The sequence below is a fragment of the Neorhizobium sp. PAMB6716 genome (genome assembly GCF_058242805.1).
In genome coordinates, this window is record NZ_JBZAYW010000002.1 from 679,016 (window position 1) to 694,117 (window position 15,102).

A 15,102-nucleotide genomic window follows, 5' to 3' on the forward strand; every position below is an offset into this window, starting at 1 on the left:
AGGGTGCTGCAGACGACACTTCCAGCCTTGCATCGAAAGGGCAGCCTAACGGCCGCAAGGACCGGCGATGATGGGCTCTGACACAAAAAGCATGGGCGCTTATAGTTGACTACTACATTCAACTATGCAGACAAACCCGCTTCCGCAACGCGAGCATTTTCGAGCATGACCAGCAGATTCGGCGAAACGCCGACCAGAAGCAGGCTTACGGCAGAAGCGCTTTCCGTCGGACATGGCGGGCAGGCTGTGGTCCAGGATATCGAACTTGATATTTTCGAAGGCTGCATGACGGCTCTGCTGGGGCCCAATGGCTCTGGAAAATCGACCCTTCTTGCGGGTTTTGTCCGCCTGCTGCCGGCGCTTGACGGATGTGTGCGTCTCGACGGTTGCGACCTCGCGACGTTTCCTACCCGCCATGTGGCGCGCGTGCTGGGCCTGTTGCCGCAGCAGCCGCCCGTTCCGGAAGGTCTCAGCGTGTTCGACCTGGTTGCCCGTGGCCGTTTTCCCCATCAGGGCTTTTTCAGCCAGTGGAGCCGCCAGGATGAAGTGGCCGTTGGCGAAGCGCTCGCTCTCGCCGCCATCGCCGATCTGGCCGACAGGCCGGTGGAAACCCTGTCCGGCGGGCAAAGGCAGCGGGCCTGGATTGCGATGGTGCTGGCTCAGGAAACCCCGCTGCTTTTGCTCGATGAACCGACCACCTTTCTCGATGCCGCCCATCAGGTCGCCATTCTCGATCTGCTGCGCGATCTGGTTCGCCGTCATCGTCGCACGGTGGTCTGTGTCCTGCATGACCTCAACATGGCGCTTCAATATGCCGACCGGCTGGTTTTCCTGAAGGGGGGCAGGATCCGCCACGTCCTGACGCACCCGTCGCAATGCGATGGCCGGATCATAGAAGAGGTGTTCGAGATGCCGGTGGTCAGCCTGTCGCACCCGCAAAACGGGCTGCCTGTTTTTCTGCCCTGCACGTCGCGGCAGCCGGAAACCCAGCCATGATTGCCATGAGCCGCGCCGGTCATGGCCGCGAAAGGTACGTTCTGTTGCCGATGCTGACCGTTCTGGCGGTGCTGGCCATCCTCCACATCCAGCAGGGTGCGCGGCCCATTCCGGCCTCTGTCATGCTCGATGCCATCCTTTCCCCGGATCGCGACGCTTTCGACCATTTCGTGATCCTGTCCCTCAGGCTGCCGCGTGCCATCGCCTGCATCGTTGCGGGAGCAGCGCTCGGGGCGGCGGGTTTTCTGCTGCAGGTGGCGATGCGCAATCGTCTGGCGGAGCCGCATGTTCTCGGCCTCAATGCGGGAGCAAGCCTTGCCGTCGTACTGGTGACCACCTACCAGCCGGTCGGGCTGCCGGACATCCTGATGCCGCTTGCCGCAAGCCTCGGCGCAGCCGGGCTGTTCGGTCTTGTCCTCGCCCTGTCTGCGGTGGGATCAGGCAGGTTCGACCCCGTCAGGATGGTCTTCTTCGGGATTGCGCTTTCCGCACTTGCCAGTGCCCTTGTCTCCGCAATCCTCATCCTGAACGAGGATACGCTGGAGCAGTTGCGTTTCTGGCTGGTGGGAGACGCTGCCGGCGTTGGCGCCGCCGCCGTCTGGTCAACCTTACCGGCCGTCGCGCTCGGGCTTGTGGCTGGCTGCCTGCTGATGCCGCAACTTGCCACGTTCAGCCTTGGCGAGAGCATTTCCGTCGCGCTCGGCGCTTCGGTGCGCAAAACCCGTGTCGCGGCGCTCGTCGTGACGGCGTTGCTGTGCGGTTCTGCCGTTTCCCTTGTCGGCCCGATCGGCTTCGTCGGCCTGATGGCGCCGGCCCTCTGGCCCCGCCTGCATCAGCGTCCCTCATGGGGGGCCTTCCTGCTGGTTGCCGGTTCAGGAGCCGCGATCCTGCTTGCGGCAGACATTCTGGCCCTCGGACTTCTGGCGCCGACCGAACTGCCGACCGGGGCCTTGACCGGACTTGCCGGCGCCCCCGTCTTCATCTGGTTGGTGGCAAGGAGGCTCACATGAGCCGCTTCCTTATGCCCCCGCCCGCAAGGAATGCACGACGCCTTGCCCTGCGCCTCGGTCCGTTTTCCACCCGCCTTGCCGTGCGCGGGCTTGCGGCAAACCTTCTTCTTGCATTCTGCCTGCTTCTCGTCGTCTGGCTCGGCCTATCGCTCGGCAGCCGCCCGATCCCGCTTGCCACGATCCTTGCCTGGCTGCGACTGGAACAGGTCAACGAGACCGACAGCATCATCCTTGGCAGCCTGCGCGCGCCACGACTGTGCCTATCCATGCTGAGTGGCGCCATGCTGGCGCTATCAGGCGCCTTGACGCAGCATGTGACGCGCAATGGCCTTGCCGATCCAGGCCTCATGGGCGTGCGATCGGCTGCCGCCCTCCTCATCGTCGCCCTCATTCTCGCATGGCCTCAGGCGCCGCTCGCATTGCGGCCGGTCGTTGGCCTTGCCGGCGGCCTGCTTGCCGGGCTGGTGGTCAGCCTCCTTGCACGGGGTGCAAGTCCCCTCAAATTCGTGATGATCGGTTTCGGCATCTCCTGGTGCCTGTCCTCGGCGCTCGTCATCCTGCTGGCATCTGCCGATATCCGCAGCCTTCAACGCGCGATGATATGGCTTGCGGGGAGCCTGGAAGGAGCGGATTGGCCGGCCGTGCGCCTTGCCCTGGTCGTGTTCGTTCCGACAGCCATCGCATGCCTTGGCCTTGCCCGGCAGGCGGAGCTTCTGGACCTCGGGGCGGCCACCGCGTCTGCGCTTGGGATCAATCAGACACGGCTGCATGTTGCATGCCTTGCGATAGCCGTTCTTCTGGTGGCAACCAGCGTGTCGGTCGCGGGCGGGCTCGGCTTTGTCGGCCTGGTTGCGCCACACATGGCACGCTTACTGCCAAGGCAGGGGCTGGCGGGCCGACTGATCTGTGCCACGCTCATCGGGGCGCTGCTGGTCATGGTTGCCGATCTTGCCGGCAGCATCGCCTTTTCGCCCACTCGCCTGCCGGTCGGTATTTCGCTGGCAGCGATTGGCGCGCCGGTCCTGATCCTTCTTCTTTGGCTCCGTGGAAACAGGATATGAAGCCGTGATACGATCCGGCCTCCTTACGTTGATCCTTATCGCATTGGTGATCGCGCCGACTGTCGCAAGGGCGGTGACGATCGTCGACGACCTCGGGCGCTCGGTCACGCTGACGCGCCCTGCAGAAAGGATCGTCTCCAATTACGACATCGACGTCACGATCCCGCTCATCGAACTCGGCGCCATGCCGATTGCCAGCCACGGGCGGCTTACAGGCGACGGCAAGCCCTATCTGCGCTCGTCGAAACTGCTGACGGGCATCGATTTCGACAACAGCGACATTGCTTTCATCGGTGCCGCCGAGACCGATCTGGAGGCCGTTGCCGCGCTGAAGCCGGATCTGATCGTCACGGAGATTTCGCGTGCCACGCCGGTGGAGGCGCTCGAAAAACTCGCGCCGACCATTGTGATCAATTCCGATCTCGGTGCGCCGCATGTTTATGCCCTGCTTGCCGCTGCCACCGGAAGAGAAGCCGAATTCAGGCGGCTGGACAGCCGTTACCGCGCGCAGCTCGCCCTGATGAAGGCAGAGGTGCAGCCGGAAAAGCACCTGGTTTCCGTTTTCCAGCCCCTTCGTGGCAAGCTCAATGTCTACCAGAGCTACCGCGCGATCGGACAGGTGCTGCGCGATGCCGGCTTCCGCTTCCCGCCGCTGATCGATGACATTCCCGCAGGCCAGAGCATTGTCGTCAGCGTCGAGCGACTGCCGGATCTCGATGCCGACGTGATCTTTGACCCCTACCGATCCGACCGCAAACAGGGCGCCAGGGCAGAGATTGCCGCCATGGAAAGAATGGTGCCGGGCTTTTGCAGGTTTCTGTCCGCCTGCCGCAACGGGCGCTATATCCTGATCCCCCGCGAAGAGGCAATTTCGAACTCTTATGCGGCCCTGTCGCGCATGGTCGCCATCGTGCAGACAGCGTTTGGCCCCAGGCCGCCGGGTTCTGGAACGTCGCCGGAGCCATCCGGCCTCGCCATGCCGGCGCGATGACGGCGCAAGGCAAAACCGGCTGCCGGGCTTCGCTCTTGTCTTGGCTTTGCGGTCTGTTCTAAACGATGGACCACAGTGAAACGCAGGAGCGGTGAAAGACCGGATCGTCCCATGTCATCGCAGGAAAGACCCGTTCGCTTCAAGGACCGTTTCGCAGACCAGCTCGCAAAACGCCGCGCGCGCCTGTCTCCAAGCCTCCTGAAGGTTGTCGAGTTCATCGACGCCCACCGCCACCGGGTCCTCGGACTTTCCGCACTCGAGATCGGATTCGAGACCGGGGCGTCGGACGCGACCGTCATTCGCGCCATCCAGTCGCTGGGCTTCAGCGGGCTGCGCGAACTGAAGGATGTTCTGGAAGCCTGGCTCGGAGAAACGGATTCGCCGATCGAGAAGATGGCGGCAACGCTTCGTGATGTGGACGGCCACGTCAACAAGGCGCTGGACTTCGTGCTCCAAGCGACATCGACGACCGTCGATGCGCTTTCGTCTGCGCAGAACCGGCGTGCCATTGCGGCCATCGCGCAGCATCTGGGGGCCGCCGAGGGCCTGGGCGTTTTCGGTATCGGAGCCTCGGGCATCATCGCGGATTACGGTGCGCGCCTGTTTTGGCGCTCCGGCTTGCCAAGCTATTCGCTGAATGCAACCGGCATTGCACTTGCGGAACAGCTTCTGGCCATGCGCAAGGGGCACATGCTGATCATGCTTCTGCACGGCAGGGCTCACCGGGAGGCAATGGCCGCCATTGCCGAAGCGGAACGGCTTGAGATCCCCATCATGATGGTGCTTGGAAAAAGCGATACGCCACTGCGCAGTCACGCGACGGAGGTTGTTGTTCTTCCGCGCAGCAAGACGGAACTGATCGCCCTGCATGCGCCTTCCGTCTTCGCGATCGAATTGCTGCACATCGCCTATTGCGCAACACAGCCCGAGCCGACGCTCCAAACGCTTGAACGTCTTGTCGAGCTTCGAAACGTGATCCGTCCTCATTCAAAATAAGGCACTGGTTCGGACCGCAAGAATGCGCCATCTAGTTTATATCCCGCGGATATGACCCCGAGTAACGTGGACACGCTCTGGATGAGTTGGCAGGCCGGACAACCTTGCCGGTTACAATCGGCCACCGGCTGGAATCGGCGAAGATCATTGCGGATGCTGGCTCCAATCCCAGTAACCTTGCCGTTCGCTTCGCGTTAATCGTGGTCTCGACGCCGGCACTGTCCCAGCCAAGCTCTACGCCGGAGTGCAGGCCGCCACTGCCAAACATGGCAGCAGCCGTGGTGGCGGTCTGAGCCGCAGCCAAGTACCTTGCGTATGATGGAGGAGAGGAAGAGCGACCGCAGCAGGACTGGTGCGCAATCAGCCCTCATTTCTCACCCGCCTCCAATCAACTGTGCTCCTTGGCAACAGTAGCAGCCGGGTGCCTTTGCTTTTCGGACGTGGTCGAAAATCCTGGCCGGATCAAGAGGTCCGATTGCGGTTTTCCTCTGGCTGGCAGCCAAAACCGCTCAAGCGCAATTGGCACCGATCATCGACACTTGTTAATAGCCGGCCGATTTCTGTCCAGCCGCCCAGCTTCTTCAAACGGATAGGTGCAATAAAGAATTTGACCGCCTGACTCAGAATGATTAAACATGAATTTTATACTCATATTAAATCTGAACGATATGCTGTTCCACGCCAACAACCATGGATAGACTTGATGCAGTCTATCTGTCTCTCAGAGCGAGCCTTTCCCGCAGTATCGCCGCCATCATCGGTGATCGGGTGATGGCTGATGATCTTACGCAAGAGATCTATGTGCGAGCGCGCAAGTCGCTGGAGACGCGCACCCCTGATAATCTCGAAGCCTTTCTGTGGAAGATTGGGAGTAATCTGGCGCTGGACCATCTTCGCCGCAGCAAGACCGCGGCGCGCCGGATCTCGTCCGGCGTTGGCGTAGATCATCTTGAGGAAATTGCCGACACAGGGCCAACCGGTGAGCAGCGGTTGAACGCCCGTGATGAACTGCGGATAGTTATCCAGCACATGGAGAAGCTGCCGGCGCGGGCGCGTGAGGTGTGGCTGCTAAGCCGCCTGGAGGGCTGGTCCTATCCGAAGATCGCTCAGCATCTCGATGTCTCTCCCAACACGGTTTTCAACGACATGAAAATGGTCATGGGCCTTTTTGTGGATCTAAAAAGGCGAATGAATCGAGATGCGTAGAGAAAAACGTTCAGCTTATGGGGAAAAAATTGGGCGAATCCTTCGTCCCAAACGTCACCTACATGAGGCGCATTATGTCGTCCGATGCGTGTGGAGGCTGAACAATGAGTGAGACTGCTGTCGGCTCCGGCTCACCTGAGAGCTACTGTCATGCCGACCCTGATCTGGATGCAGCACTCGAGTGGTATGTGCGTCTTCACAGCGGGGACGCGGTGTCCGGCGACCTTGATAGGGCCTATCGCACCTGGCTGGCTGCGTCACCTGCCAACCGGGCAGCCTTCCAGGAGGTTGAGGCAATCTGGGGCGATCAGACCATTCTGGAAGCCTCCCGCCTGTGGCCGGTCTGTCCCGCCCAGCCGGAACCGGTCAGACGAAAACGGCAATGGATGCCGATACGCACGCGTCGCTGGCACTGGCAGGCGGCTGTCGCTTTCCTGCTTCTCACGATGGGTCTGCAGCTGTTTAGCCCTGACCTCTTCGTGTGGTTGCAGGCCGACTACCAGACAAGGGTTGGGCAAACCACAGACATCCGGCTGCCCGACGGGTCTCGGATGGTTCTCAACAGCAAGAGCGCCGTCAAACTGGATTTTAACAATAACCAGCGTGGCGTTAAGATACTTGCTGGCGAAGCATGGTTCGATGTCGTTCACGACGCGGCACACCCGTTTCGCGTCGAGGGACGTTTTACTGACACCTTCGTTCTGGGAACACAGTTTGCCGTAAAGGTCGAACCTGGCGACGACGTGATCTCTCTGGAAGCCGGTCGGGTTGATGCGGCCCATCACGATCCGTCTTTACCCCGCAGACATCTTTTGCCTGGTCAAATGGTCAAAGCCGATCGGATGATGATATCGGACGTATCTGAGTTCGATCGCGATGAAGTGCTTGGCTGGTTGGAAGGGCGCTATGTGTTCGCTGACAAGCGGCTGGAGGATGTTCTCGATGATCTTGCAGACAAGGTGCCGGAGCGCATCATAGTCCTCAACCGCACGCTCTTGAATGTCCCCATCAGTGGCAATTTCCGTCTTGAACGGTCACAAGCCATGATGACCGGAATAGCCGCCGCCGCAGGCGGTCGCGCCATCAGCCTTCCCGGGGGCTATATAATCATTCGTTAGTTACTCAACTTTCTTTGTGAGGTTTTGCAGGGTCGAACGTCATTGCTTGCGTAGGCAGTCGGAAGCTGCCGCCACCCCACAGGAAACGGGGTGACCAGAAGGGGGTGTCGCCATGAGGGATGGCGACGCATGCAGGAGACGGACATGCTGACCATGGGGATTTGCTCAAAGCGCGCAGGCCGGATGACAGCCTTGCTGGCGACATCGGCGCTGGCCACTTTGATTGCTTTGGCAGGGGATGCACTCGGCCAGACGGGGCCGCAAGCAACCAGTTCCAGCAGCCAGCGGGACTTTCTCATACAGTCTCAGCCCCTCGATCAGGCATTGAAGGCCTTCATCCGTGCGACGGGCTGGCAGATCGGTTATCCGGCAGGCTTAACCGCCGGAAAGCGCTCGCACGCCATCACGGCGACGGTGTCACCTGAACGCGCGCTTCAGATGCTGCTCGAAGGCACAGGTATCGGGTTCAGGCAGACGGGCACCGATGCAGGCGTCCTCTTTGATCGTGATACGCGCACTGATGCTTCAGGTGTCAATGATGGGGCTACGGTCCTGGATACCGTCCTCATTCAAGCCAATTCCAATGGCGTCATTCTCGGCACCGACAGCTTGGCAGATACCGGCACCAGCACCGTCGCCGGAGGCCAGATCGCGCTGCGCAGCCAGGGCGGCGACGCAAACGGCATCCTGCGAAACCTGCCGAACGCCCAGTACCAGAACGACATCAGCACTTCGGCAGGCGCAACCGACCAGACCGTGATCGACCTTCGGCCCAAGGAAGTTTCGATTTCCGGCGCGCGCATCTATGAGAACAATTTCATCCTGAACGGCATGGATATCAATACCGTGACCGGTAGCCAGGATCGCTATGGAACGAGCGCTGATCTGGAAGACGACAAATCGCCGCCCAATGCCGACCGCATGTTCGACCTGCACTCGCAGACGATCTATGTGCCGAGCGATTTCGTGGAAAGCGTTACGGTCATCGACAGCAATGCCTCGGCAAAATACGGCAATTTCCAGGGGGGCGTTGTTTCCTACGACCTGAAAAATGCCAGCAAGGACCGGTTGCGCGGCAGTGTCAGCACCGATTTCACGACAAGTGACTGGAGCGGCTTCATCCTCGGTACGGATGACGGGCTGAATCCGGCAAACGTGGCCAGAAACGAATATCTGCAGCGGCGGAGCGCGTTCACGCTCACCGGCCCGCTCACGGACAATATTGCGGTGCTCGGCGAATACAGCCGTTCGTCTGGCGTGACGAACAAGGAGCGCAACTATATCTACACACAGGACCGTGACATCGAGGAGAATTCCAAAAATGAATTCTATCGCGGTCAGGCTGTCGCTGAGAGCGATTTCGGCGATTTCACGCTGGAAGGGGTCTACACCCGTTACAACCGGAGCTGGGACAACACTGATTGGCGTGACATGGCGATCGATCTCAGCAAGCGTTCCTTTGTCTCCAAGCTTCAGAACGATTACGAGTTCGAGGATCTTGAACTGGGCGGTCTGGCGCTCTCCAACGTCAAGCTGCAATCCAAGCTGGGCTTCAGCACCTCCAATTCGCTGAACGATAAAAGCAGCAATATTGGTTACGTATATGATCAGGCGCTCTGGCGCGCGGGGCAGTTGATATGGCAGGCAACCGAACAGTCCAGTTGGTGCCAGACGGGCCTTCCGATGACGAGCGGCACGCAGGTTTGTTATGAAGGTGCCACTGGCGGGGATCTGGAACAGGGGCAGGAGAGGTGGGACTGGTCACAGGAACTGAACGGGGATGTGGGGAACGGCACGTTTCTGCTAGGCGCCGACTATTCTCATGTGACAGCCCATCGCCGTCGACCGGAAGAAGCCGTCTACTTCTCCAATTACACCACGCTTGGCGAGGTGACGGGTATCTCCGCGTTCAACTGCGGGAATGCCGAAGCCTGCTCACCGGAGCAATTTGCTGTCAGCAAGACGATCTACAAGGCCTTCAACACCAAGGCTTCTCTGAACAGCTTTAACACCTACGGCGAAGTCGAGCAAAAATGGGACTGGTTCACACTGCGCGCCGGTGCCCGCCTTTCCTACGACGACTACATGAAAAATCTGGACATTGCGCCGCGTGTGGTCGCAACGGTCACGCCATGGCAGGATTTTGCGGTTTCTGCCGGTTACAACCGGTATTACGATGCAAAGTCGCTGGCTTTCGCCATTCGTGACGGACAACCGCGCCCGCAGACATTTACGCGCTCCCGCACCGGTGCGACGGTTCCGGATACCTGGAAGCCAACCACTGCCACCTATTACGTCAACAGCGCCTCCGGTCTCGACACCCCCTATACCGACGAGTTCACCCTGTCCCTATCCGGCACGGAACCGCTCCTGGATGGCGACTGGCGTATCCGCTATCTCGACCGACGAGCGAAGGACCAATACGCGACGCAAAACCCCACCTCGTCGGGCCCGGCTATTCTCACCAATGATGGAACCGGTGCCTATCAGTCTGTCTCGGCGGAATATACCAGGGAACTCGCGACGCCCGGCATTGCCGGTCTGGACGGGCTTTCCGTCAATGCGTCGGTGACGTGGTCACAGCGCGAAGTGTCCAACAACAGTTATTTCGAGAGTGATCTGGACGACGATTATGTCTGGTACAAGAACCAGTCCTACACCAAGGAGGGGTTCAACGTCGTCACCGGCAACATGGATATTCCCGTGCGCCTGCAGGCGGGGCTTGCCAGTGCCTGGCTTGAGGAGCGGCTGGACGTCAATCTCTCCGCCAACTACAACTTTGCCTATACGGGCGTGAAGACGACCAACCAGAACATCAACGTGAACGGAATTTCCCACGAAATCTACGAGGATTTCGACTTCGATGGTCTGGTTACCTTCGATCTGGCCGCCAGCTACATTGCCTATAAAAAGGACGACCGTAGCTTCTCGGTGAACATCAAGGTCGAGAACCTGTTCAACGAGATCGGCAATTCCACTGCGGATGAAGATCACCCGTGGATCATCGGTCGCACGGTCTGGGTCGGCGCGAAGGCGACCTTTTGATGAGTATTGTACGCTTCTTCGCCGGGCGAAACTTGTGTTTTCTGTTGGTGGCAATCTTAACGGTGGCCACGAATGTGCCGGCCCATTGCAGTCCCGCGCATGAGCCTGAGTGGGATCCACGTCTGGTTCAAGGGCAGCTCCCCAATGGCCTGACGTATTACATTTACGACAGCGAGAAGCCGGCAGACCCATACAATATCCGCCTGATCGTTCGCGCGGGCTCGGTTGATGAGGAGCAGCCGAGCGGCATCGCTCACATCATCGAACACATGGTGTTTCAATCGACGGCATCCCATCCGGAAACTGTCCACCGCTATCTGGATCGGATCGGCTGGCGCACAGGGCGGGAGATCAATGCGATGACCCGCGAGACCGAGACCCAGTTCATGATCCGCACCCGCCCGGGCGATCGCAGCGGCGCAGACGTTGCGTTGTCGTTGCTGGCCGACATGGTTCTGTATCCAAGCTTCAAGCGGTCTGACTGGGAGAAGGAGCGGCTCGTCATTCTGGAAGAGTTGAGGCTTGGGGAAGGAGCGGCTGACCGTATCAATCGACAAAAGAAGGCCGTATTGCGGGCAGGTTCCCGCTATGTGGACAGACCGACGATCGGTACCCGCGAAGGGATCATGGCGGCAAGCGTGCACACGATGCAGGACTTCCATGATCGTTTCTATACCGCGTCGAACATGGTGTTGATCGTATCGGGTCAGGTTGATGCGCAAGCCGTCCGTTCCGCAATCGAACAGTCTTTCGGGCGCGCCCAAGCTCGTCCAAAACCGGACCGCAGCTATGTCGCCTTTCCCTTGAAAAACGAATTGAGTGGCGGCGTTGTCCAGGATGAAAAAGGTTCGACCTCGCAGGTCACTTACGCCTTTCGCCTGCCGATGCCGGACCGTGCCAGCAGTGCTGGTTCCAAGGCTTATCTCGAAAAGTATCTGCTGGACCGGCTGATCCGCCAAAAGATCGGAAGGCTTGCCACCGCCTATTCTGACAAACTGGATGGCCTTAGCTTCGTACTCCAGGAGCCGACCGAGAATCGACTGATTCTTGCTCTCAACGGAAAGACCAAGGATCATCAAAACGCCGCTGAACTGCTCATGGACGTCGCCGAGCGCCTTCGGCGAGAGGGTATCGCGCAAGCGGATTTCGAGGCTGTGATGGCCGATGCCAGAGCCATCAATGCGCGCAATCCAGACGCTGCCCGAACGCGCACCTTCACCGAGTGGGAAGACCGCATCGCTTCGGCCGTTCTCATGCAAGGCATCCTGTCTGATCCGCAACGACGTACTGAGCGCACAGGCGAACTGCTTGAACAGATCAGCCTTCAGACAGTGAATGACAGACTGGCTTGGATGCTGGGCGCACCCGATCAGGTGATGCTCTATCAGTTTCCCGGCGCGCAGCGCGCCATCGCGCCTGATCCTGCCGTCCTGTCGGCACAACGCGAGCGTCTTGCGCGTTTGGCGCAGCTGCCGCCTCTGCCCATGCCTGATAAACCGCTGCCAGCGGCAATGCCGGCGGCCATTCCCGATTGGCCGCAGAAGGGGGCAGCGCTGCCCTCTGGCGGGGTGATCAGCGTCGAGCAAGAGCCTCATTCGACGGTAACCGAGTGGCGTCTGTCAAATGGCGACCGCTTCGTCTGGCTGGATCATCAGACACCCGCGTCAAAAATCTATCTGTCCGGGCGTTCGTCCGTCGGCTACCGCAACCAGCAATTCGGCAGCCTGCTGTCTCAGGCGGCACTCCAGCTGTGGACGCAGAGCGGTTTTGGCTTCTGGTCGCAGGCCGAGTATGACCGGTGGCAGGAAAAACAGACGCAGACCTGGTCCTGGGCCCTGCATGCCGGCCATCTGGATGTCGGCGCTGTGGTCGAGCCTCAGCACTTGCCGGACCTGATGAGGAACTATGCGGCCACGGTTGAGCACGGTCTGGTGCGCGATGCGGCCGTTCCTGCCTTTGCCGAGTCTAGAGCGAATCTCAGCGCGAGGACCGACGCCTTCAGCGATCTGGTCTATGGTCCCGATACTGACGAACAGGACGACACGCAGGCCGTCACGGGTGAAAGGCTGGAGGCGGCTGCACAGGCCTTGCTGCGTCAGCCCGTAATCTGGTTTGCAGTTGGCCCCAAACCGGATGATGCGGCTCTTGACAAGGTCTTTGCAATGGCAGGCGGCCTGGACAGGCGGGCCGTTCTGACGGCATCTGCACCCCAGCAGAAGAGCGATATCAAGTGGCAAAATCTTCACACGAAGGGCGATGATCGGGCGCAGGTTCGGATCAGCTTTTCCTCGCGACACGACTGGACGCCGGAGGCCGGTTTCATCCTGTCGACATTCAACCTGCCGACCCAACAAGCGCTGAAGGCAGAGCTGCGGCACCGCCTGAGTGGCGTCTATTCTGTCAACTTTGACCTGAAGCTCGATAAAGATACCGACCGTGTTGTGGGGGAGCTGTCTTTTTCCTGCGCTCCGCAGCGTGCCAACGAGTTAAGCCATGCAGCCCTTGAAACGCTGAAACGCATGCCAGAAATTCTTGGCGATGCTGATATAGCAGCTTTGCGCAAAGATATTGCCGATGCCGAGCAGCAGCGAAAGACCGATCCAGCCACCTTGTTGCGCAGACTGGCGCTCAGCTACGAGCGATACGGGGACGCCGGTTATCTGAGGCGCGTGCAAGCGCTGGGTGACAAGCTGACCGCCGATGGAATGAGCCGTCATGCCCGGCATGTTTTCGATCTCACCAACCTTGTGGTGCTTATCGAAACTCCGGAATAACGGATGCCATGACGCTGGGCGTGCCCTGATCTGGGTGCGCGCTCGGCAATCTCTGAGGTCTATGCCAGGGAGGTGGCAACGTGACTTTGGCCCATGATCGTCGCTATTCAACATCAAGTTCCAAATTCCGCTAAGTTGACGATGCCTGCGTGCGGCGGTCGACATGAGCTGCCTGTGGGAACTTGGGTTCAAGATTGCATTTTTCGGCTTCAGTGCCAGTGACGGCACTTGGAGGTTTTACCGATCCCGGGATTGAAGGTGTTTGTGGGATCAAGGCTGCGGTAGAAGTCTCGCAAGGCTGACTTTGCCTCATAGAGGTGGCCGACATTGTGTTCGGCGGGGTATTCCGCGCCGCGCGCATCCAGCAGGGCGCAAAGCTCATGTTCGAGCGCCTCGCAGTCCTCGCCTTTCCGGACCAGATATTCCTGATGCATCACGTGGCAGAGAAAATGCCCGACATAGATCTTCAGCATCATCTTGTCGCAAATCGATTGTGGCAGGGTCTCGAACCAGTCAAGCGTGTCGCGCGGCAGGGCAACGTCGAGAGCGACGATATCCTCGACGGTGCGCCGGTGAACGGCCCGATAACGCACCACGGCGCTGCCCACGGTGAAGCGATTGAGGAACGCAGCCTTGCCTTCGGCCTCGCTGCATTCGATGAAATTGCCGCGGGCGCTCGGAAAGATCGAGGAAAGGTAATGTCGCATCTCGGCGATGCAGGCATCTCCCGCCCGGATCATCAGGTGATGCGGATAGGTGTTCCGGTAGTCGATCAACCGTTTGGGCATGTGTTCAGGCAGCAGGCGGCTGGCGAACTGGAGCAGATGGTCGGAAATGGTCTTGCCCAGGCCAAAGCGCTCCGTCAGGCCGTCGAACCAGCTTTTGGCGGCAAAGGCGCGCGGCACGTTGAGGGTGCCGAACGCGCGAATGAAGAGATAGAGATCCTTGCCCCAGACCTGTGCTGCCCGGAAGGCATCGGCATGCATGTATTCTCCGGCAATCGGCAGATTCTGGAGGTTTGCCAGAATGTGCCTGCGGATTGCCTCCAGTTCGGCGGGATCGCTGGTGCCGATGTAGAAGACTTTTTCCTGCTCTGCCAAGGCAAACGTGTCCAGCCGCACGGCGAACACGCCGATTTTTCCCGCCGAGCCAGAGGCCTCGTAGTGGCGGCGCGGGTCTGCGTTGAAGCGGGCAGGGGTGGAGGCGCGAATGTCGCGCACGTGGTTCTTGTATTCGATGTCCGATGCCTGCGCCCCTTGGGGAAAGTCCACTTCGGCGGCACTATAGGCACCACAATCAAGCCGCTCGAGGATTTCCGCCGGATTGCTGCCAAGGCGGATGCCGAGATGGTTTACCAGATGCAGACGGCCTTCGGCATCCACCTGGGCGAACAGGGAAAGTTCGGTATAGGCCGGGCCGCGCTGGACGAGCGAACCGCCGGAATTGTTGCAGATGCCGCCAGTGACGGAAGCGCCGATACAGCTTGAGCCGATGACGGAATGAGGCTCGCGGCCCAGCGGCTTCAGGCACCGTTCCAACTGGTCGAGTGTGGCCCCCGGCATGCAAAGCACCTGCCGTCCGTGATCCAGCAGATCGATCCGCTTGTTGCGAAGGGTGGAGACGATAACGATGGGCCGGTCATAGCCTTCGCCAAAGGGTGTCGAGCCGCCGGTCAGGCCGGTGTTCGCCGCCTGGAATATGATGACGACATCGGCGATGACGCAGGCTTGCAACACCTGCCATTGCTCAAGCAGCGTACCCGGTTCGACAGCTGCCAGCACCTCGCCGTCACCGTAGCGGTATCCTCGCCGGAAACGGCGGGTCCGGCGCGCACCGGTGTGGACGAAACGGTGGCCGACGATTTCCTGTAACTGGTGGATCAGGGATCCGCTCATGGCAGCGCAA

Annotated in this window: 10 protein-coding genes; 9 read left to right on the forward strand and 1 reads right to left on the reverse strand. The window is 60.0% G+C overall.

What is annotated here, in order from left to right:
• Window positions 1-165 precede the first annotated feature (165 nt).
• The 9 genes from AC4CWH_RS21770 (at window position 166) to AC4CWH_RS21810 (ending at window position 13,197) form a co-directional block, all read left to right on the forward strand.
• A complete protein-coding gene (locus AC4CWH_RS21770) occupies window positions 166-996 on the forward strand; it encodes an ABC transporter ATP-binding protein (RefSeq protein ID WP_491322277.1) in 831 nt (276 codons plus the stop codon).
• On the forward strand, window positions 993-2,006 hold the full coding sequence (locus tag AC4CWH_RS21775; protein WP_491322278.1) for a FecCD family ABC transporter permease: 1,014 nt from the start codon (window positions 993-995) through the stop codon (window positions 2,004-2,006). The genes AC4CWH_RS21770 and AC4CWH_RS21775 overlap by 4 nt, the downstream gene beginning before the upstream one ends.
• A complete protein-coding gene (locus tag AC4CWH_RS21780) occupies window positions 2,003-3,067 on the forward strand; it encodes a FecCD family ABC transporter permease (RefSeq protein ID WP_491322279.1) in 1,065 nt (354 codons plus the stop codon). The genes AC4CWH_RS21775 and AC4CWH_RS21780 overlap by 4 nt, the downstream gene beginning before the upstream one ends.
• Window positions 3,068-3,074: 7 nt before the next feature.
• Entirely contained in the window at window positions 3,075-4,058 is a 984-nt protein-coding gene (locus tag AC4CWH_RS21785) for an ABC transporter substrate-binding protein (protein ID WP_491322316.1), read from the forward strand.
• Between the two features lie 111 nt (window positions 4,059-4,169).
• Window positions 4,170-5,054, forward strand: a complete 885-nt coding sequence (locus AC4CWH_RS21790) for a MurR/RpiR family transcriptional regulator (protein WP_491322280.1) — start codon at window positions 4,170-4,172, stop codon at window positions 5,052-5,054.
• A gap of 690 nt (window positions 5,055-5,744) precedes the next feature.
• The gene (locus AC4CWH_RS21795) at window positions 5,745-6,260 is read left to right on the forward strand and encodes an RNA polymerase sigma factor (RefSeq protein WP_491322281.1); all 516 of its coding nucleotides are present in this window, start codon (window positions 5,745-5,747) and stop codon (window positions 6,258-6,260) included.
• 104 nt (window positions 6,261-6,364) lie between these two features.
• The gene (locus tag AC4CWH_RS21800) at window positions 6,365-7,378 is read left to right on the forward strand and encodes a FecR family protein (protein ID WP_491322282.1); all 1,014 of its coding nucleotides are present in this window, start codon (window positions 6,365-6,367) and stop codon (window positions 7,376-7,378) included.
• A 129-nt stretch (window positions 7,379-7,507) separates the two neighbouring features.
• The gene (locus AC4CWH_RS21805) at window positions 7,508-10,423 is read left to right on the forward strand and encodes a hypothetical protein (protein WP_491322283.1); all 2,916 of its coding nucleotides are present in this window, start codon (window positions 7,508-7,510) and stop codon (window positions 10,421-10,423) included.
• On the forward strand, window positions 10,423-13,197 hold the full coding sequence (locus tag AC4CWH_RS21810; RefSeq protein WP_491322284.1) for a M16 family metallopeptidase: 2,775 nt from the start codon (window positions 10,423-10,425) through the stop codon (window positions 13,195-13,197). The genes AC4CWH_RS21805 and AC4CWH_RS21810 overlap by 1 nt, the downstream gene beginning before the upstream one ends.
• 209 nt (window positions 13,198-13,406) lie before the next feature.
• On the opposite strand, the gene dld is transcribed toward AC4CWH_RS21810, so the two are convergent.
• Window positions 13,407-15,092, reverse strand: coding sequence for a D-lactate dehydrogenase (gene dld / locus AC4CWH_RS21815; RefSeq protein ID WP_491322285.1), 1,686 nt, complete (start codon window positions 15,090-15,092; stop codon window positions 13,407-13,409).
• Between the last annotated feature and the right edge of the window lie 10 nt (window positions 15,093-15,102).